The organism is Duganella sp. GW821-FHT07F09, assembly GCF_059418705.1.
The window spans coordinates 260,014-276,608 of the sequence record NZ_JBWKQJ010000009.1 but is presented as its reverse complement, the minus strand read 5'-3'; the positions used below and the strand labels follow the sequence as shown (position 1 = coordinate 276,608).

The 16,595-nt window shown below is 65.4% G+C and carries 20 protein-coding genes; 11 read left to right on the top strand and 9 right to left on the bottom strand.

Features of this window, described 5'->3' with window-relative positions; genetic code table 11:
• Positions 1-22 precede the first annotated feature (22 nt).
• Together AC07P1_RS23705 and AC07P1_RS23700 are read left to right on the top strand one after the other, a co-directional pair.
• The gene (locus AC07P1_RS23705) at positions 23-505 is read left to right on the top strand and encodes a toxin glutamine deamidase domain-containing protein (protein ID WP_494698153.1); all 483 of its coding nucleotides are present in this window, start codon (positions 23-25) and stop codon (positions 503-505) included.
• Positions 505-819: a YrhB domain-containing protein gene (locus AC07P1_RS23700; RefSeq protein WP_494698152.1), complete on the top strand. Its 315-nt coding sequence runs from the start codon at positions 505-507 to the stop codon at positions 817-819. The genes AC07P1_RS23705 and AC07P1_RS23700 overlap by 1 nt, the downstream gene beginning before the upstream one ends.
• On the opposite strand, the gene ybeY is transcribed toward AC07P1_RS23700, so the two are convergent.
• Together ybeY and AC07P1_RS23690 are read right to left on the bottom strand one after the other, a co-directional pair.
• Positions 807-1,271: an rRNA maturation RNase YbeY gene (gene ybeY / locus AC07P1_RS23695; RefSeq protein ID WP_494698151.1), complete on the bottom strand. Its 465-nt coding sequence runs from the start codon at positions 1,269-1,271 to the stop codon at positions 807-809. The genes AC07P1_RS23700 and ybeY overlap by 13 nt on opposite strands.
• The gene (locus AC07P1_RS23690; RefSeq protein ID WP_494698150.1) at positions 1,255-2,340 is read right to left on the bottom strand and encodes a PhoH family protein; all 1,086 of its coding nucleotides are present in this window, start codon (positions 2,338-2,340) and stop codon (positions 1,255-1,257) included. The genes ybeY and AC07P1_RS23690 overlap by 17 nt, the downstream gene beginning before the upstream one ends.
• 522 nt (positions 2,341-2,862) lie before the next feature.
• Here AC07P1_RS23690 and AC07P1_RS23685 point away from each other — a divergent pair.
• Entirely contained in the window at positions 2,863-3,195 is a 333-nt protein-coding gene (locus tag AC07P1_RS23685; protein ID WP_090323567.1) for a hypothetical protein, read from the top strand.
• A 121-nt stretch (positions 3,196-3,316) separates the two neighbouring features.
• Here AC07P1_RS23685 and AC07P1_RS23680 read toward each other — a convergent pair whose 3' ends face one another.
• Both AC07P1_RS23680 and AC07P1_RS23675 read right to left on the bottom strand, forming a co-directional pair.
• Entirely contained in the window at positions 3,317-4,162 is an 846-nt protein-coding gene (locus AC07P1_RS23680; RefSeq protein ID WP_363498115.1) for an HDOD domain-containing protein, read from the bottom strand.
• Entirely contained in the window at positions 4,155-4,520 is a 366-nt protein-coding gene (locus AC07P1_RS23675; RefSeq protein WP_494698149.1) for a hypothetical protein, read from the bottom strand. Before AC07P1_RS23675 ends, AC07P1_RS23680 begins: the two co-directional genes overlap by 8 nt.
• Positions 4,521-4,728: 208 nt before the next feature.
• Between AC07P1_RS23675 and AC07P1_RS23670 the strand changes: the two genes are divergently transcribed.
• The 3 genes from AC07P1_RS23670 to AC07P1_RS23660 are packed head-to-tail and all read left to right on the top strand — an operon-like array spanning position 4,729 to position 6,948.
• A complete protein-coding gene (locus AC07P1_RS23670) occupies positions 4,729-6,309 on the top strand; it encodes a sensor histidine kinase (RefSeq protein ID WP_494698148.1) in 1,581 nt (526 codons plus the stop codon).
• Positions 6,310-6,322: 13 nt separating this feature from the next.
• Positions 6,323-6,724 carry a DUF3224 domain-containing protein gene (locus tag AC07P1_RS23665; RefSeq protein WP_494698147.1) on the top strand — a complete coding sequence of 134 codons (402 nt, stop codon included), beginning with the start codon at positions 6,323-6,325 and terminating at the stop codon, positions 6,722-6,724.
• A gap of 56 nt (positions 6,725-6,780) precedes the next feature.
• On the top strand, positions 6,781-6,948 hold the full coding sequence (locus AC07P1_RS23660) for a hypothetical protein (protein ID WP_315213732.1): 168 nt from the start codon (positions 6,781-6,783) through the stop codon (positions 6,946-6,948).
• A gap of 58 nt (positions 6,949-7,006) precedes the next feature.
• Here AC07P1_RS23660 and AC07P1_RS23655 read toward each other — a convergent pair whose 3' ends face one another.
• On the bottom strand, positions 7,007-7,354 hold the full coding sequence (locus tag AC07P1_RS23655; protein ID WP_494698146.1) for a PEP-CTERM sorting domain-containing protein: 348 nt from the start codon (positions 7,352-7,354) through the stop codon (positions 7,007-7,009).
• Positions 7,355-7,655: 301 nt separating this feature from the next.
• Here AC07P1_RS23655 and AC07P1_RS23650 point away from each other — a divergent pair, with 301 nt between their 5' ends.
• From AC07P1_RS23650 to AC07P1_RS23630, 5 genes are all read left to right on the top strand, one after another.
• Positions 7,656-8,468, top strand: a complete 813-nt coding sequence (locus tag AC07P1_RS23650) for a ChaN family lipoprotein (RefSeq protein WP_494698145.1) — start codon at positions 7,656-7,658, stop codon at positions 8,466-8,468.
• Positions 8,469-8,479: 11 nt separating this feature from the next.
• Positions 8,480-8,800, top strand: a complete 321-nt coding sequence (locus AC07P1_RS23645) for a thioredoxin family protein (protein ID WP_494698144.1) — start codon at positions 8,480-8,482, stop codon at positions 8,798-8,800.
• 90 nt (positions 8,801-8,890) lie between these two features.
• Complete coding sequence (locus tag AC07P1_RS23640; RefSeq protein ID WP_494698143.1) at positions 8,891-10,189, top strand: MFS transporter; 1,299 nt, start codon at positions 8,891-8,893, stop codon at positions 10,187-10,189.
• A 192-nt stretch (positions 10,190-10,381) separates the two neighbouring features.
• A complete protein-coding gene (locus tag AC07P1_RS23635) occupies positions 10,382-11,785 on the top strand; it encodes an MFS transporter (RefSeq protein ID WP_494698142.1) in 1,404 nt (467 codons plus the stop codon).
• A gap of 110 nt (positions 11,786-11,895) precedes the next feature.
• Entirely contained in the window at positions 11,896-12,888 is a 993-nt protein-coding gene (locus AC07P1_RS23630) for a LacI family DNA-binding transcriptional regulator (RefSeq protein WP_494698141.1), read from the top strand.
• 8 nt (positions 12,889-12,896) lie between these two features.
• Here the strand turns inward: AC07P1_RS23630 and AC07P1_RS23625 are convergent, their stop codons facing one another.
• Genes AC07P1_RS23625 through AC07P1_RS23610 form a run of 4 tightly spaced genes read right to left on the bottom strand, consistent with a single transcriptional unit; the run spans position 12,897 to position 16,504 of the window.
• Complete coding sequence (locus AC07P1_RS23625; protein WP_494698140.1) at positions 12,897-14,165, bottom strand: FAD-dependent oxidoreductase; 1,269 nt, start codon at positions 14,163-14,165, stop codon at positions 12,897-12,899.
• Positions 14,162-14,476 (bottom strand): (2Fe-2S)-binding protein, encoded by a 315-nt coding sequence (locus AC07P1_RS23620; RefSeq protein WP_494698139.1) that lies wholly within the window; start codon positions 14,474-14,476, stop codon positions 14,162-14,164. The genes AC07P1_RS23625 and AC07P1_RS23620 overlap by 4 nt, the downstream gene beginning before the upstream one ends.
• On the bottom strand, positions 14,469-15,587 hold the full coding sequence (locus tag AC07P1_RS23615; RefSeq protein WP_315213753.1) for an FAD-dependent oxidoreductase: 1,119 nt from the start codon (positions 15,585-15,587) through the stop codon (positions 14,469-14,471). Before AC07P1_RS23615 ends, AC07P1_RS23620 begins: the two co-directional genes overlap by 8 nt.
• Positions 15,572-16,504 (bottom strand): 4-hydroxyproline epimerase, encoded by a 933-nt coding sequence (locus AC07P1_RS23610; RefSeq protein ID WP_494698138.1) that lies wholly within the window; start codon positions 16,502-16,504, stop codon positions 15,572-15,574. The genes AC07P1_RS23615 and AC07P1_RS23610 overlap by 16 nt, the downstream gene beginning before the upstream one ends.
• Between the last annotated feature and the right edge of the window lie 91 nt (positions 16,505-16,595).

Genomic DNA, 16,595 nt, shown 5'->3' with positions numbered 1-16,595 from the left:
TGTCAGAAAAACAGCGAATCTGATGGGGGAACCAAGCCAGGTATTGTTTGAGTTTGCTCAGCGCATTGGCCATCCACCGGGGCCATGCTGGACAAATTCTTTCAACGACGATGGTCTTGCAATGGGCATCTTGGCCGGCACGGTTCGAAGCATCAATCCTGGACACAGTAAAACGAACTGCGTTAATTGCGTGATCGCAACGGATGCGATGCTGGCGGGCCGTCCTGCTGCGGCTCTGCCTGGTGGCCCGCACAGCATCGCTATACTTGAACGGATATTTGGCGCAAAATTCAGTGCCGCTGGCGATCTTTGCGAGGTGGTACAGGCTCTGCTGGCCGCAGGCAGTGGAAGTCGCGGGATCGTCTACGGTAGCCGCAGCGGAGGAGTAGGCCACGTCTTCAACGCCGTCAATCAAAACGGCGTTGTCCGCTTCCTCGATGGGCAAACTGGCAAAGCTGCGGCAGTCGGCGGTTACACCGGGTTTCGTTTTTTAAGGAGCAACTAATGGATACGCTCAATCGCGCCGCGGCTTTAAAAATTGCCCGAGTCAAGGTCGATGAATTGGGCCGGATGGCGGGCGAGGCATTCGACATTGTGACCGCCGAAACAAAAGAGGTGAAGCAAGGCTGGCTGTTTTTCTACAATTCAGCCGATTTTGTCCGGACCCGCGACCCGATGTTCGCGCTTGCGGGCAATGGGCCACTATTGGTTTTCCGGGACGGACAGGTCGCCACGCTGCCGACAGCGGTGCCTTGGCAGGAGGCGGTTGGCCAAATGTACGGCTCCGGCGCGGACGGGCGGCGGAGTCATTCCGCGTAGGGATCGGCGTAACCTAGCTCCGCCAGCAACTCCGTTTCGATGCCCTCCATCTCGGCCGCCTCCTCGTCGTCCTCGTGGTCGTAGCCTTGCGCGTGCAGCACGCCGTGCACGATCAGGTGGGCCGTGTGCTCCTCCACCGATTTCTTTTGCTCGGCCGCCTCCTTCTCCAGCACGTCGGTGCACAGGATGATGTCGGCTTGCGTGGGCGCGTCCTCGTCCGGTTCCTCGCCCTCGTTGTAGGCGAACGTCAGCACGTTGGTGGCGTAGTCCTTGCCGCGGTATTGCTTGTTGAGCTCGCGGCCTTCCTCGGCGTCGACGAAGCGGATGGTCAGTTCGGCCGGCGCGAACAGCGCCGCCTGTATCCACTTGCGGATGGCGGCGCGGGTGATGACTTCCTTCAGGCGGGCGTCGGGATATTGCACCGACAAGGTCAATTTATTTTTTACGGACATTTTTAAGAGCGGTGGCTTTGAGGAGGGGGGCGATCTCGGCTTCGTGGTTGTGCGCCGTCTCGTAGGCGTCGACGATGCGCGCCACCAGCGGGTGGCGCACCACGTCCTCGCTGTTGAAGTGGCTGAAGGCGATGCCGCGCACGTCCTTCAACACCTGGACGGCGTCGACCAGGCCGCTTTTCTGGCTCTTGTGCAAGTCCACCTGCGTGACGTCGCCGGTGATGACGGCCTTGCTGCCGAAACCTATGCGCGTCAGGAACATCTTCATCTGCTCGACGGTGGTGTTTTGCGCCTCGTCGAGGATCACGAACGCGTGGTTCAGGGTGCGCCCGCGCATATAGGCCAGCGGCGCGATCTCGATGACTTGCTTCTCGAACATTTTCTGCGTGCGGTCGAAGCCCAGCAGGTCGTACAGCGCGTCGTACAGCGGCCGCAGATACGGATCGACCTTTTGCGCCAGGTCGCCCGGCAGGAAGCCGAGCCGTTCGCCCGCCTCGACGGCAGGACGGGTCAGGATGATGCGCTTGACGGCGTCGCGCTCGAGCGCGTCGACCGCGCAGGCCACGGCCAGATAGGTTTTGCCCGTGCCGGCCGGGCCGACGCCGAAGCTGATGTCGTGTTCGAGAATGTTGCGCAGGTAACGGATCTGGTGCGGCGTGCGGCCGCGCAGGTCGGCGCGGCGCGTCTTCAGCACCGGGCTGTTGATTTCCGGCTCGACAAACGGCGCCTCGGCCACGGCGTGCGGTTTGGTGTCGCCGCCGGGGACGGTGGCCGCGGCGGTGGCTGCGGCGGCCAGGCCGGCGCGCTGTTCCACCAGCGCAAGTTGCACTTCTTCAATTGGTACGACTTTGTTGGCGACCGCGTAGAACTGTTCGAGGATCTGCACCGCGCGTTCGGCATTGTGGCCGCTGACGATGAATTTCTCGCCGCGACGGAAAATGGTGACGTCCAGCGCGGCGGAAATCTGCCGCAGGTTTTCGTCGAGGGGGCCGCACAAATGGGCCAGGCGCGAGTTGTCGAGCGGCTCTGGAACAAAGTAATGCGGCTGAACGGGTGTTTTGGTTTTCAATGGAATGCTTTTAAGAGATGAGGCGGGATGGGGCGCACTGCTGCGCACAGGCGCTAGTTTAGCGTAATTTACCGCTGCAAACCGCCCCCGCGCCGCATTTTGAAGCGGCGGCCGGGACCTCTACGCACCCGGCCGGCGCCGTCCGATGTTGCCCTGCCGATGACACAGTTGCCGAGCGGTAGCAAACCCGCCGTCACTCTGTATGAACTTGCTTCATGTAACAATTTCCTACAAGTTCTTGCGTGCGACACCCTCCGGCCCCATGTGATGAAATAGCATAGTTGCTAAGTTTTCTAGCCGGCGGTTGATGTCAAACAATCTTCACGCAGCGCGCGCCGGCTGGAGCAGTCCCTTTAAGCATAGAATTCTCTTGCACGAAAGGCAATTCAGGAAAATCGGACCTGCTGGTTAATTTAGTTGCTCTGTTAGCTGCTTATCCAACCAGGCGGTTAATTGATAAATTCTAAGTTGTCCTTAAGTTCCGACCAGCACTATCTCTTCACCCAACCAACGAGGAAAATCATGGCACACCACGCTCTTGCTTCCCAAGAAAGCTACAACCCGAACCATCTGCTCGACATCCTGCTGGGCAAGATGCAACTGAAAAACGACGCCGCATTGTCGCGCCTGCTGGAAGTGGCGCCGCCAGTGATCAGCAAGATCCGTCACCACCGTCTGCCGGTTGGCGCTTCGCTGCTGATCCGCATGCATGAAGTGACCGGCATGAGCATCCGCGACCTGCGCGATTTGATGGGCGACCGCCGCACCAAGTACCGCCTGTCCGACGCCCAGGGCCGTCCAAAGCCTGAAGAGCGTCCAGAAAAGGCCGAGGCCGGAAACTACGCGCGTCATTAATGCGCCCGCAGCTTTCGCACCTGCCGCGCCGTGGCTGACTTTACGTCCAACCCGGCCGGCAGGTGACGCCTTTTTGTTTTTCGTGCGTCTTGTGCAGTAGGCAGTCCGTCAGCGTAGTCTGTTAGCTCAGCAACACCATCGAAATTTCTTCATACTGCAGCTCGGTTTCCCGGAACAGCTGCAGATAGATTTCCTCATCGAGGCCCAACGCGGTCCAGGCCACCGTGGACACGGGCGGGACCAGGTCGTCCCGCACCTGCGCCAGATCGAGCGCGTGGACGATGGCGTCGGCCACATGAATGATGGCCGCCAGGAAGCCCGCGCCCGGCGCTTCCGGATCGTGGTGGCCGCCGATGGCCAGCCGCATCGTGTCGGAAAAATTCCAGTGTTCGGCCAGCGCCATGCCGGCGTCGACGTGATCGACGCCCAGCACCTTGCGTTCGGCCTCCAGCAAATAACAGTCGTGCTCCTCGCGGTAGGCCAGGGTGATCGAATATTGATTCGGGAAGCAGGACACCAGCACCAGCCTGCCTATATCGTGCAGCAAGCCGGCCGTGAAGGCGTAATCCTGATTGAAGCGCATCTGCCGCGCCAGCACCTTGGCGCAGGCGGCGGTGGCGATCGAGTGGCGCCAGAACGCCTTGTGGTCGAAGCCGGGGCAATGGCCCTCGGCGAAGCAGCCGGTGACGGCCGCCGCCGTGATCAGGTTGCGGGTGGTCTGGAAACCCAGGTAGGTGATCGCCTGCTGGATGGTGGTGACCTTGACTTGCAGCCCGTACAGCGACGAATTGGCCAAGCGCAACGTCTTGGCGGTCAGCGCCTGGTCGTACGACACCTTCTTGGCCAGCACGGAGATGTCGACATCGTCCTGGTCTATGCTGTTGAGTAATTCCATCACCACCGCCGGCAGCGAGGGCAGGTCGTCGAGGTTGCGCACCACGTCGTCGTAGCTGAGGGTGTTACTCATGCCCAGGGTGCTCCCCGCTTTGCTCGCGCTCCGGTTTGCCCAGCCGGAAATCGGTGACGAAACGGCGCAGCAGCGCCGTGGCCCAGTCGTTGTCGCTGTCGGCGTCGTTTTTGCGGAACAGCCGGTCGATGCGCGCCTGGTGGTGGGTCAGCGCCGCCTGCGCCACTTCCGGCGCCACTTCCTCGCGCACGATGGGCAGCACGGCGATGCCGTGGCGCGGCATCAGCGCCAGCATGGCCTCGGTCAGCACGGTGCCCTGCGGCAGCAGCACATGGCCCTGGACGTCGAGCAGCACGTCGGACAGGACCATGCCCGGCCGCACCTCCGCCATCGCCAGTTGATGATAGTTGCCCGTCATGATGCCTCCGGTAATGTCGGGTTGTTCGCGGGCGTCCGAGCCGGCCCACATGTTGCACGATATTACCATTGCGCGCGGGCGAAGTCTGCCGGCCGGGGCCGCCGTGGACCGGCGCTGGCCCCTCGGGGGTGCCTTATTCTTGCCAAGATGCAGCCCATACCGTACATTGGGACGTTGCCGTCAAATACGTGGTCGGGGAGATTGTTCGATGTCTGGTATTCAAGGCCGTTTGACGCTGCTCTTCGTGGTCATCGTGACCCTGGTGCTGGGCATTTCCGGCACCTACGCGCAATACAGCCTCGGTCACGAACTCGAAGTGAGCAGCCAGCGCCTGCGCCAGGGCGTGCTGACCCGGTTGCAAACCAGCCTGCCGTCGGCGCTGTGGGACCTCGACAAGGCCAAGGTCGACAACATCGTCGCCGCCGAGATGATGCCGCCCGAACTGGTGTCGATCCGCGTCTACGACACCTCGGTCGGCCTGTTTTCCGGCCGCCTGCGCCACGAGGACGGCAAAATCAGCTCGATCGAGAACGACGCCGCCGTCGCCGGCACGCCGGTGGTGGCCGACCTGGCCTACCGCGACTCCGGCGCCGCCGGGGCCGCGCTCAAGCCGGTCATCGTCGGGCGCGTGGTGGTCAACTTCAGCCGCGCCCAGATCGACGCCACGCTGGCGGCCGAGGTGCGCCGCAAGGTGATCGAAGTGCTGCTGCTCGACCTGATCCTGGTGGCGGCGCTGGCCTTGTCGCTGCGCATCGTGTTCGACCCGCTCAAGCGCCTGCGCGACGGCCTGTTCGACCTGGCCACGCGCGGCAGCGACGAGGTCGAGGAGCTGGCCGACAGCCGCCACGACGAGCTCGGCGAGGTCATCCGCGGCTTCAACGCCATCCAGCGCAAGGTCAAATCGAACATCCAGCGCATCCGCGAGGCCGAGGACGAGGCCCGCAAGTCGGCCCAGGCCACCGCCAAGGCCATGGCCGACCTGCGCCGCACGCAGGAATCGCTGCTGCAGGCCGAGCGGCTGGCTTCGCTGGGCGGCCTGGTGGCCGGCGTCGCCCACGAGATCAACACGCCGGTCGGCATCGCCCTGACCAGCGCCTCGGTGCTGATGGAGGCGACCGAGAAGGTGCAACTGGCCGTCGAGGGCGGCAACATCAAAAAGTCCGACATCATGCGCTACCTGGACACGGCGGCCGAGAGCACGCGCCTGATCATGAACAACGCCTACCGCGCCGCCCACCTGATCCACAGCTTCAAGCAGATCGCCGTCGACCAGGTCAGCGAGGCGCGCCGCCGCTTCGAATTGCGCGATTATATAAACGAAGTGGTGTCCAGCCTCCAGCCCAAGCTGAAGAAGACGCATATCGCGGTCGGCATCGATTGCCCGCCCGATATCATGCTCGACAGTTATCCGGGCGCGCTGGCGCAGGTGATCACCAACTTGACGCTCAATTGCGTCGACCACGCGTTCGAGCCGGACGACGAGGGCCGCATCACCATCGACGTGGTGCGCCAGGGCGACTGGATCGAGATGCGGGTGAGCGACAACGGCAAGGGCATCGCGCCGGAGATGCTGGACAAGGTGTTCGATCCGTTCGTGACCACGCGGCGCGGGCAGGGCGGCACCGGGCTCGGGCTGAACATCGTGTTCAACCTGATGGCCAAACAATTCGGCGGCACGGTCACGGTCGCCAGCGTGCTGGGCCACGGCGCCACGTTCACGCTGCGCATGCCGTGCGTGACGCCGGTCGACGACATCAGCGGCCAGGCCGAAACCCGCCTGCCCGCCTAGAAAGGAGCAAGCGATGAACAGGATCACAGGGGAATTCAGCGTCAAGATGCGGCCGGAATCGACGTCGGAGGTGGCGGCCGACAGCGGCGTGGGCCGCATGTCGCTCGACAAGCAATACCATGGCGCGCTGGCGGCCACCGGCAAGGGCGAGATGCTGGCCTATATGGACAGCGCGCTGGGCTCGGGCGTGTACGTGGCGATCGAACGGGTCGAGGGCAGCCTCGACGGCAAACGCGGCAACTTTCTGCTGCACCATCGCGGCATCATGGCGCGCGGCGCGCCCAGCCTGGCGGTGGCGGTGGTGCCCGATTCGGGCCGGGACGAGCTCGAAGGGCTCAGCGGCACCTTGAACATCCGCATCGAAGGCGGCAAGCACTACTACGATTTCGACTACACGCTGGCGGACGCCGCATAACGTGGCGCGCTGAACGCTTAATATTGCCGTTCGCGCCGCGCCGACCGGGGAGCAGCATGAATAAGGACGCGATCAAAGGTTTGCTGATCGTGCTGGCCGTCGCGCTGGCGCTGGCGCTGGGCGCGGTGATGCTCACCGACGACGGCTGGCGCAAGCTCGGCTGCGCGTTCCGCGCCGTCGCCCAGGGCGTCGCCATCAGCAATATACGGTCGCTATGTTACTAAAGAGCAAAAAAAATCCCGCACCGGGCGGGATTTTGGTCGTGCCGCGGACGGGCGGCGCTTAGTTCTCGAATTTGTCCGACGGCTTGCGGCGGCGCGAGGAGAAGCCCAGCAGCGCCAAACCCAGCGCCATCATGGCGAAGGTTTGCGGTTCCGGCACCGCCGAAGCGGCGGCGTCGACCTGCGCCGGATTGGTTTTCGGCAGCGTGGCGAGATCGACATTGTCGTCGTCCTTGGCCGCCGCGCCGTCGGCGGTCATGCACGACGAGGCCGCGTTCGGGACGCATTTTTCAGCTTCGATTGTTGCAGGTGCGATAGGCGCGGCCGGGGCGGCGTCGACCTTCGCGTGCGCCGCGCCGGTCAGGCTCAGCGCGAATAGCAGGGAAGTTAAAAGCGGTGTTATTTTCATAATTTACTCCTATGGCAATACTGCGGGGGCCGGGTCTTAACAGCAATTTAATGCAGACACCTTAGACTCGCTGCCGCAATGCGTTGGACGTTTATTGCACAAAGACTATTAAACCACAATTCATAACATATTGCTATCTGTGTTTATGTCAAAGAAATTTAATATTGCGTTGCAACAACGGGCGGGCTCGTCCGGCTTGCGCCGCGCGTTTCTTGCGAACTCAGACGTGAGGAGCGGAATGATATCCACATATAAAAAAAGGTGGCGGACAATTGGATTTACGGCAATATTGACAGGGACGTTGGCACTGGCCGGTTGCGCCGGCGGCGTCCGCACCGGCCCGATGCCGGAGGCCGGGGCGGACGCCGCCGTCCCCGTCGGCCCCAATCCGCAGGTGTGGTTGCTGGGCGAGGTGCATGACAACGCCCAGGGGCACCGTCTGCGCTACGACCTGCTGCGCCAGCGGGTGGAGGGGGGCTGGCGGCCGGCCATCGTCATGGAACAATTCGACCGCGAAGACCAGGACCTGCTGGACAAGGCGCAAAAAGGCTGCCTCGACGCGCAATGCGTGATCCGCGTCGTCAATGGCGCCCGCTGGGACTGGCAACTGTATTACCCGGTGATCCAGCTGGCGCTGACCTACCACCTGCCGCTGGTGGCCGGCAACCTGTCGCGCGCCGACGCCTCGCGCGTGGTGCGCGACGGCGTCACCGCCACGTTCGATCCGCAAAGCGTCAGGGACTACCGGCTGGACCAGCCGCTGCCGGCCGACGTGCGCGCCGTCCAACAAAAGGAGATCGCCATCGGCCACTGCAATATGACCCCGGAGATGATGATCGAGGGCATGGTCAACGCCCAGGTCGCCCGCGACATCTGGATGGCCAAGATCGTGCGCGACCAGCGGCCGCGCGACGTGGTGCTGATCGCCGGCAACGGCCACGTGCGCAAGGATATCGGTGTCGCGCGCTGGCTCAATCGGATTGAGCCTATACTGGCCGTGCGCAGCGAGGGGTTCGTCGAGGGCGGCGGCGCGGGTGGCAACCTGTACGACGTGGTCCACAAGCTCACGCCGCAACCGCGCACCGATCCATGTGCCAAGTTCAAGACCAAATGAAAACTGTTTAAATGAAGACTGTTTACATCGCCGAGGCGCCGCGGCGCGCCGAAATCGACGCCATGCCCGGCGCCACGTTGCTGGAGTTCGGCGCCAACTGGTGCGGCCACTGCATGGCCGCCCAGCCGCCGCTGCAACAGGCGATGGCCGGCCATGACGCCGTCAACCACTACAAGGTCGAGGACGGCCCGGGACGTCCGCTGGGCCGCTCCTACAAGGTCAAGCTGTGGCCCACCCTGATCTTCCTGCGCGACGGCCAGGAAGTGGCGCGCGTCGTGCGTCCGCTCAAGGCCGACGAGATCGCCGCCGGACTGTCGCAAATCGATCACTGACCTATTACCGTAAGCAATCATATCTGCTTGGCAAGCTGCGGAGGGGGTGTGTATGATGAGGCGCACCACCCATCCGCAGGAGCCTCACGCATGAGCAAGTCTCAACCGGGATCGTCCAAGACCAACAAGCCGTCCACGGTGCTGTTTGCCAGCTTGATCGGCACCACCATCGAATTCTTCGATTTCTACATCTACGCCACCGCCGCCGTGCTGGTGTTCCCCAAGCTGTTCTTCCCCGCCAGCGATCCGGCCGCCGCCACCTTGCAGTCGCTGGCCACGTTCGCCATCGCCTTCTTCGCGCGTCCGGTCGGCTCGGCCGTGTTCGGCCACTTCGGCGACCGCATCGGCCGCAAGGCCACCCTGGTCGCGGCCCTGTTGATGATGGGGATCTCGACCGTGGTGATCGGCATGCTGCCGACCTACGCGCAGATCGGCACGCTGGCGCCGGCGCTGCTGGCGCTGTGCCGCTTCGGCCAGGGCCTGGGCCTGGGCGGCGAGTGGGGCGGCGCGGTGCTGCTGGCGACCGAGAACGCGCCGCCGGGCAAGCGCGCCTGGTACGGCATGTTCCCGCAGCTGGGCGCGCCGATCGGCTTCTTCCTGTCGGGCGGCATCTTCCTGCTGCTGAGCGAAGTGCTGACCGACGCCGAGTTCTTCAGCTACGGCTGGCGCATTCCGTTCCTGGCCAGCTCGCTGCTGGTGGTGGTCGGCCTGTACATCCGCCTGAAGATCCACGAGACGCCGGACTTCCAGAAGGTGCTCGACAAGAACGAGCGCGTCAAGGTGCCGGTGGTGACGGTGTTCCGCGACCATGGCCGCGTGCTGGTGCTGGGCACGCTGATCGCGCTGGCCACCTTCGTGCTGTTCTACCTGATGACGGTGTTCGCGCTCAGCTGGGGCACCACCGCGCTCAAGTTCACCCGCAAGGACTTCCTGATCCAGCAATTGATCGCGGTGCTGTTCTTCGGCCTGACGATCCCGGTCGCCGCGCTGTGGGCCGACCGCTACGGCCGCCGCACGACCCTGATCTGGGTCTCGGCCGCGATCGCCGTGTTCGGGCTGGCGCTGGCGCCGCTGTTCGGCTCCGGCAGCCTGATCCAGATCACCGTGTTCCTGTCGGTCGGCCTGGCGCTGATGGGCATGACCTACGGGCCGCTGGGGACCATCCTGTCCGAGCTGTTCCCGCCGGAGGTGCGCTACACCGGCGCCTCGCTGACGTTCAACCTGGCCGGCATCCTCGGCGCCTCGCTGGCGCCGTACATCGCCACCTGGCTGGCGACCAACTACGGCCTGCAGTACGTCGGCTACTATTTGTCGGGCGCGGCGGTGATCAGTCTGGTCGCGCTGTTGCTGGTCCGGACCGGCGACGCGCGCGCCACCCAGCCGGCCTAAAGTCATCCTACAACGCCGCCGCGGCCGCTGGCCGGGGCGGCGTGAATCAATCATCGTCTTGCGCGCGGCGGCTTCAACCGGCTTATCTTTGTGCTTGCTTATCAAGTTTTATAGTTGTACGATGACATACGACTAAAGTGATCTCGTGGAGACCGAGAGATCATCACCAAAAACCAAAACATAAGTGATGCCATGAACCTGAGCGAGCCAGTAACTCCGCACGTGGTGGGCCAAGCCGTCGGTAAATACCGATGGACCATCTGTGCACTGTTGTTTTTTGCCACCACCGTCAACTACCTGGACCGCCAGGTACTGAGCCTGCTGGCGCCCGACCTGTCCAAGGAATTCGGCTGGACCAACACCGACTACGCCAACATCGCCGCCGCCTTCCAGTTCGTCTACGCGATCTCGATGCTGTTCGCCGGCCGCGTGGTCGACAAGATCGGCACCAAGGCCGCCTACGTGCTGGCCATCGTCATCTGGTCGCTCGGCGCCATCCTGCACGCGTTCTCGGTGCCGATGGGCGAGGGCGTGGCCGTCATCGGCGCCGCCTTCGGCGTGGTGCTGGTGCCGTCGATCATCGGCTTCATGATCTCGCGCGCGGTGCTGGCGGTCGGCGAGGCCGGCAACTTCCCGGCCGCGATCAAGGCCACCGCCGAATACTTCCCCAAGAAGGAACGCTCCTTCGCCACCGGCATCTTCAACTCCGGCGCCAACGTCGGCGCCATCCTGGCGCCGATCACGGTGCCGCTGATCGCCGCCGTGTGGGGCTGGCAGTCGGCCTTCATCATCATCGGCGCGCTGGGCTTCCTGTGGATGGCGGTGTGGCTGTGGCTGTATGAAAAGCCGGAGCAGCAAAAGCGTCTGTCCAAGGCCGAGCTGGCCTACATCCGCAGCGATTCGGTGCAGCCGGTCGAGAAAACGGAAGAAGCGTCGGCCGCCGCCGCCAAAAAGGTGTCGTGGTTCCAGCTGCTCAAATATCGCCAGACCTGGGCCTTCGCCTTCGGCAAATTCATGACCGACGGCGTCTGGTGGTTCTTCCTGTTCTGGCTGCCGACCTACCTGTCGGCGCAATACGGCATGAAGGGCGACGCCATCATCGTGCCGCTGGCCGTGTTGTACAGCATGACGATGATCGGCTCGATCGGCGGCGGCTGGTTCCCCAGCTACTTCATGTCGCGCGGTTACGCGCCTTACGACGGCCGCATGAAGGCCATGCTGGTGATCGCCTTCTTCCCGCTGGTGGTGCTGCTGGCGCAACCGCTCGGCGCGATCAGCTTCTGGGTGCCGGTGCTGCTGATCGGCGTGGGCGCCTCGGCGCACCAGGCCTGGTCGGCCAACATCTTCACCACCGTGTCGGACATGTTCCCGCAAAAATCGGTGGCCTCGGTGATCGGCATCGGCGGCATGGCCGGCGGCATCGGCGGCGTGGCGCTGACCAAGTTGGGCGGCTGGGTGTTCGACTACTACAAATCGGTCAACGACATCCGCACCGGCTATATGATCATGTTCGGCATCTGCGCGCTGGCCTACCTGGTGGCGTGGTGCGTGATGAAGGCGCTGGTGCCGCGCCACAAGGAAATCACCGACCTGTAAGCGGGTTGGGCAGGGCTGCGCCGGCTCCTCCGCCGGCGCCGTTGATCGGGGTTGCGGGGGCGCGTGCTAATATCCCCGCTTTGGCGGCGCGCCAACCCCACAGCCCGATCATGAAAAAAAATGTAGCAACCATACGCGACGTCGCGGCGGCGGCCGGTGTTTCGACGGCCACGGTCTCCAAGTTCGTCAACGGCGCGCAGCGCTTCTCGCCGGCGGTGGAGGCGACCATCAAGGAAGTCATCGCGCGGCTGGGCTACCGTTCCAATCCGCTGGCGCAATCGATGATCACCGGCCGCACCAAGAGCATCGGCCTGTCGGTGCTGGACGTCGGCAATCCCCACTTCACCAGCATCGTCAAGGGCGCCAACCGGGTCGCGCTGGCGCACGGCTACACCCTGCTGCTGGTCGACACCGAGGAAAATCCCGACCGCGAGCGGCCGTTGCTGGAGGCGCTGAGCCGCCGCGTGGACGGCCTGATCATCTTCTCGCGCATGCTCGAATCGGAAATGGACTGGGTCATGGACCTGGGCAAGCCGCTGGTGTATTTCGGCCGGCCGGCGCGGCTGAACCTGCCGTGGGTCGGCAGCGACGACCATCGCGGCGCCGGCATGCTGGTGCGCCACCTGGTCTCGCTGGGGCACAAGCGGATCGCCTACCTGCGCTTTCCGCGCTCGCGCCGCGACGAGGACCGGCTGGGCGCGATCCGCGAATGCCTGGCCGGCTACGGACAGGAATTGACGGTCTACGAAGGCGGCGCGCCGACGTCGGCGGAAGGCGAGCGCCTGTGCTCGGCCATCATGCTGGGGGCCGAGCACCCGGACGCCCTGATCTGCTACAACGACCTGATCGCGCTCGGCTTCATGAAGGCGGCGCAAACGCTGGGCTTCAACCTGCCGGCCGACATCTCGGTGGCCGGTTTCGACAACATCCAGTATGGCCAATACACGTCGCCGGCGCTGACGACGGTCGACCTGCAGAGCGAGCGCATGGGCGTCGCCGCGATGGAAAAACTGATCGCCGCCATCGACGGCAAGCCGCTGTCGGACACCACGATGATCGAACCGCAACTGGTGCTGCGCACCTCGATCGCCAAGCGCAATTAAATTTCGCTTCAGGCGATGATGGTGTCGATGCGCGCCGGCGAGATCGGCATGCGCACCGCGTCGGGACGCCAGCCGTACAGCACTTCGGTGGCGCCGCCGCAGATGCGGCCCTGGCACGGCCCCATGCCGCAGCGCGTTTGCAGCTTGGCGCAGCGCCACGTGGTGTGCGTGCGCAGCTCCCCGTGGCAGACGTCCTCGCAGCGGCAGACGATGGTGTCGTCGCCGGCCAGCGTGGCCAGTTCCGGCCGCAGCGCGAAGGAGCGCGCCAGGCCGGCGGCGAATTTCCGCCAGCGCGCGCGTTGGCCGAAATCGGCGTGTGTCGGTACGATCTGGCCGGTGGCCGACAGGCCGGCGATGCGGCCCTCCACCAGCGCCAGGTCGACTCCGCCCACGCCCGTGCCTTCGCCGGCGCAGTAGATGCCCGGCACCGAGGTTTGCTGCCAGTGGTCCGCTTCGACCACCGTCGCCGTCCCGACACCGGCGCCGGCGGTGGCGCAGCCGAGCGCCTGCGCCAGTTCCACGTTCGGTATCAGGCCGTAGCCGCAGGCCAGGTAGTCGCATTGCAGCGTCTCCAGTTCGCGGCCCTTGCCGCGCTGGACCAGCACCGATTGCAGCGTGCCGTCGCCGTGCGCCGCGCGCACGTAGCTGTCGTGCAGATACGGCACATCCTTGAGCTGCGCGGCCAGCCGCAGCGCCTGCGCGATCTTGGACGGCGTCGCCAGCAGGCCGAGCGCGAAGCGCGCCATCGCCGGCGTCGCCGCCTGCTCGATGATGGCGACGATGTGCGCACCCTTGAGCTTGAGCGTGGCCGCCACCGCCAGCAGCAGCGGGCCGCTGCCGGCCACCACCACCCGCTTGCCCTGGAGCGGATAGCCGCCCTTGGCCAGCGCCTGCAGGCCGCCGGCGCCGGTCACGCCGGGCAGGGTCCAGCCGGGGAAGGGCAGCAGCAGTTCGCGCGCGCCGGTCGCCAGGATCAGATGCCCGAAGCGCAGCGTGTCCGACGCCGCCGCCGTTTGCACCCGCAGCTGTCCAGGCTCCGGCGAATACAGCACCCGCGTTTGCGGCAGGAAGGTGACGTTGGGGGCGTCGCGCAGCGTGTTCCACAGCGATTGCGCGCGCGGGTCTGTTTGTCGATCGGGGCCGCCGCGCCAGATCTGGCCCCCGGCCAGCGGATTGTCGTCGACGATGCCGACCTTCACGCCGCCGGCGCGGGCGGCATGCGCCGCCGCCAGTCCGGCCGGGCCGGCGCCGATCACGAGGACGTCGTAGTAGCTCATGCCGCGCGCTCCAGCGCGCCGGTTTGCACATGCATGCCGTCGGCGCACAAGGTCTGGCACGAGAGCTGGTGCGGCCTGCCGTCGATGGTCACGCGGCATTCCTGGCACACGCCCATGCCGCACAAGGGGGCGCGCGCGGCGCCGCCGACCGAGCGCCGCGTGACGATGCTGCCGGCCATGGCGATGGCGGCGGCCACGCTGACGCCGGGCGCCACGTTGATGGCGCGGGCATTGATGCTGAGGGTGATGCCATCGCCCTTGTCGCCGTTGGCGCGGTTGTTGGCAAAAGTGTGGGCGGCGAATTCAAACATGGAAGCGGCGGGGCAGGTAGGGATTGATGGGAATGCGCGTGCTCTCGCCCTGCATCTGGCCGGCCAGCAGCTGCGCCGTCGCCAGCGAGGTGGTGATGCCAAGGCCCTCGTGGCCGGTGGCGAGCCACAGGCCGCGCCGCGCCGGGTGCGGTCCGATCAAGGGCAGGCCGTCGGGCGTGGCGGCGCGCAGGCCGGTCCAGCAACGCAGCACGTTGAGCTGCGCCAGCGCCGGGGTGAAGGTGGTGGCGTGCCTGAGCATCCGTTGCAGCATGGCCGGCTCCACCGCCGTGTCGATCGTGTCGAACTGGCGGGAGGAGCCGATCAAGACTTGTCCGGTGGGACGGGGCTGCAAATTGAACGCGACCGAATCGCCGCTGGCGGCATGGGCGCTTTTGATATAACCCAGCTCCACCAGCTGATGCCGGACAAAGCCGGGATAGCGGTCGGTGATGGCGATGTGTCCTTTTTTCGGCTGTACCGGCAGCTCCGGCAGCAGCGCCGACGAGCGCGAACCGGCGGCCAGCACGATGTGCTGCGCCTGATGGCGCGTGCCGTCGGCCAGCACCACGCCGTGGTCCTCGATGGCGGTGACGGCGGCGCGCTTGGTGATGGCGCCGCGCCGCATCGCGCGGTCGAGCAGGATGCGGGCGCTCTTGGGCGGGTAGACCAGGCCGTCGCCCTTGACCAGCAGGCCGCCGGCCAGGCCGGCGCGCAGCTGCGGCTCGCGCGCGTACAACGCCGCCGGCGACAGCAGCTCGCAGGTGACGCCGTAGGCCGACAGCGTCTGCGCCTTGACGCGCGCGGCGTCCATTTCCTCCTCGTCGGCGGCGACCCAGATGGTGCCGCAGCCGCTGTATTCGTGGCGCTGCGGGCGCTCGCCCACCAGGTCGTTCCACAACGAGACCGAATACGCCGACAGCGCCAGTTCGGCCGCGTTGTCGTCCATGACCACCAGGTGGCCCATGCCGGCCGCCGTGGCGCCGCCACCGGCGATATCCTGCTCGATGACCGCCACCCGCAGTCCGCGCTCGCTGAGCGCGTCCGCACAGGCGGCGCCGACGATGCCGGCGCCGACCACGATCACGTCGGTGTTGTTCACCGGATGCCCCATTGGAAGGGGTCGGTCGGGTCGAGGATCAGCCATGCCTGGGCGTTGACCCACGCCTTGCCGCGGATGCTGGGGATCAGCTGCTCGCCGCGATAGCGGTAGGAGGCCTCGAACACGCTGCCGATGACGCTTTCCTGCTTCCACAGCGCGCCCTCGGCCAGTTTGCCGTCGGCCGCCAGGCAGGCCAGCTTGGCGCTGGTGCCGGTGCCGCACGGCGAGCGGTCGTAGGCCTTGCCGGGGCATAGCACGAAGCTCTGGCTGTCGGCGCCGGTGCGCGATGGCGCGAACAGTTCGATGTGGTCGATCAGGGCGCCGCCGTCGCCGGTGACGCCGTCGCGCTGCAGCGCGGCGCCCACGGCGGCGCTGTAGGCGGTCAGCGCCTCGACGTTGGCGACGTTCAGTTCCAGCCCGTGGCCGGCGACCAGGAAGAACCAGTTGCCGCCGTAGGCGACGTCGCCGGTGACCGCGCCGTAGCCCGGCACCTCCACGGTGACTTGCTCGCGGCTGCGGTGGGAGGCGACATTGTCGACGGTGACGCTGCCATCTTCATGCAGCTCGGCCTCCACCACGCCGACCGGGGTGTCGATGCGGTGGCGCCCGGGCCCGATGCGGCCCATGAAGGCCAGCGAGGCCACCAGGCCGATGGTGCCGTGGCCGCACATGCCCAGGTAGCCGACGTTGTTGAAGAAGATGACGCCGGCCACGCAATCGGCGGCGTGCGGCTCGCACAACAGCGCGCCGACCAGCACGTCGGAGCCGCGCGGCTCGCACACCACGGCGGAGCGGAAGGTGTCGTGTTCGCGCTTGAGCAGCGCCAGGCGCTCGTGCAGGGGACCTTGGCCCAGATCCGGGCCGCCCTCGGTGACCAGCCGGGTAGGCTCGCCGCCGGTATGGGAGTCGATGATGGTGATGGTTTTCATGTTCGAATCTTAAGCTTCCCGGGTCATGCTGTCTTGCACCGCCTGCGCACGTTAAATGACGAAATCCGCACAATCGCGAAAAAACAGCAGA

Excerpts from the sequence above, each read along its gene's own strand:
- AC07P1_RS23705 (WP_494698153.1), top strand. The coding sequence starts at position 23 with ATGGGGGAACCAAGCCAGGTATTGTTTGAGTTTGCTCAGCGCATTGGC.
- AC07P1_RS23700 (WP_494698152.1), top strand. The coding sequence starts at position 505 with ATGGATACGCTCAATCGCGCCGCGGCTTTAAAAATTGCCCGAGTCAAG.
- ybeY (WP_494698151.1), bottom strand. The coding sequence starts at position 1,271 with ATGTCCGTAAAAAATAAATTGACCTTGTCGGTGCAATATCCCGACGCC.
- AC07P1_RS23685 (WP_090323567.1), top strand. The coding sequence starts at position 2,863 with ATGGCACACCACGCTCTTGCTTCCCAAGAAAGCTACAACCCGAACCAT.
- AC07P1_RS23680 (WP_363498115.1), bottom strand. The coding sequence starts at position 4,162 with ATGAGTAACACCCTCAGCTACGACGACGTGGTGCGCAACCTCGACGAC.
- AC07P1_RS23675 (WP_494698149.1), bottom strand. The coding sequence starts at position 4,520 with ATGACGGGCAACTATCATCAACTGGCGATGGCGGAGGTGCGGCCGGGC.
- AC07P1_RS23670 (WP_494698148.1), top strand. The coding sequence starts at position 4,729 with ATGTCTGGTATTCAAGGCCGTTTGACGCTGCTCTTCGTGGTCATCGTG.
- AC07P1_RS23665 (WP_494698147.1), top strand. The coding sequence starts at position 6,323 with ATGAACAGGATCACAGGGGAATTCAGCGTCAAGATGCGGCCGGAATCG.
- AC07P1_RS23660 (WP_315213732.1), top strand. The coding sequence starts at position 6,781 with ATGAATAAGGACGCGATCAAAGGTTTGCTGATCGTGCTGGCCGTCGCG.
- AC07P1_RS23655 (WP_494698146.1), bottom strand. The coding sequence starts at position 7,354 with ATGAAAATAACACCGCTTTTAACTTCCCTGCTATTCGCGCTGAGCCTG.
- AC07P1_RS23645 (WP_494698144.1), top strand. The coding sequence starts at position 8,480 with ATGAAGACTGTTTACATCGCCGAGGCGCCGCGGCGCGCCGAAATCGAC.
- AC07P1_RS23640 (WP_494698143.1), top strand. The coding sequence starts at position 8,891 with ATGAGCAAGTCTCAACCGGGATCGTCCAAGACCAACAAGCCGTCCACG.
- AC07P1_RS23635 (WP_494698142.1), top strand. The coding sequence starts at position 10,382 with ATGAACCTGAGCGAGCCAGTAACTCCGCACGTGGTGGGCCAAGCCGTC.
- AC07P1_RS23630 (WP_494698141.1), top strand. The coding sequence starts at position 11,896 with ATGAAAAAAAATGTAGCAACCATACGCGACGTCGCGGCGGCGGCCGGT.
- AC07P1_RS23625 (WP_494698140.1), bottom strand. The coding sequence starts at position 14,165 with ATGAGCTACTACGACGTCCTCGTGATCGGCGCCGGCCCGGCCGGACTG.
- AC07P1_RS23620 (WP_494698139.1), bottom strand. The coding sequence starts at position 14,476 with ATGTTTGAATTCGCCGCCCACACTTTTGCCAACAACCGCGCCAACGGC.
- AC07P1_RS23615 (WP_315213753.1), bottom strand. The coding sequence starts at position 15,587 with ATGGGGCATCCGGTGAACAACACCGACGTGATCGTGGTCGGCGCCGGC.
- AC07P1_RS23610 (WP_494698138.1), bottom strand. The coding sequence starts at position 16,504 with ATGAAAACCATCACCATCATCGACTCCCATACCGGCGGCGAGCCTACC.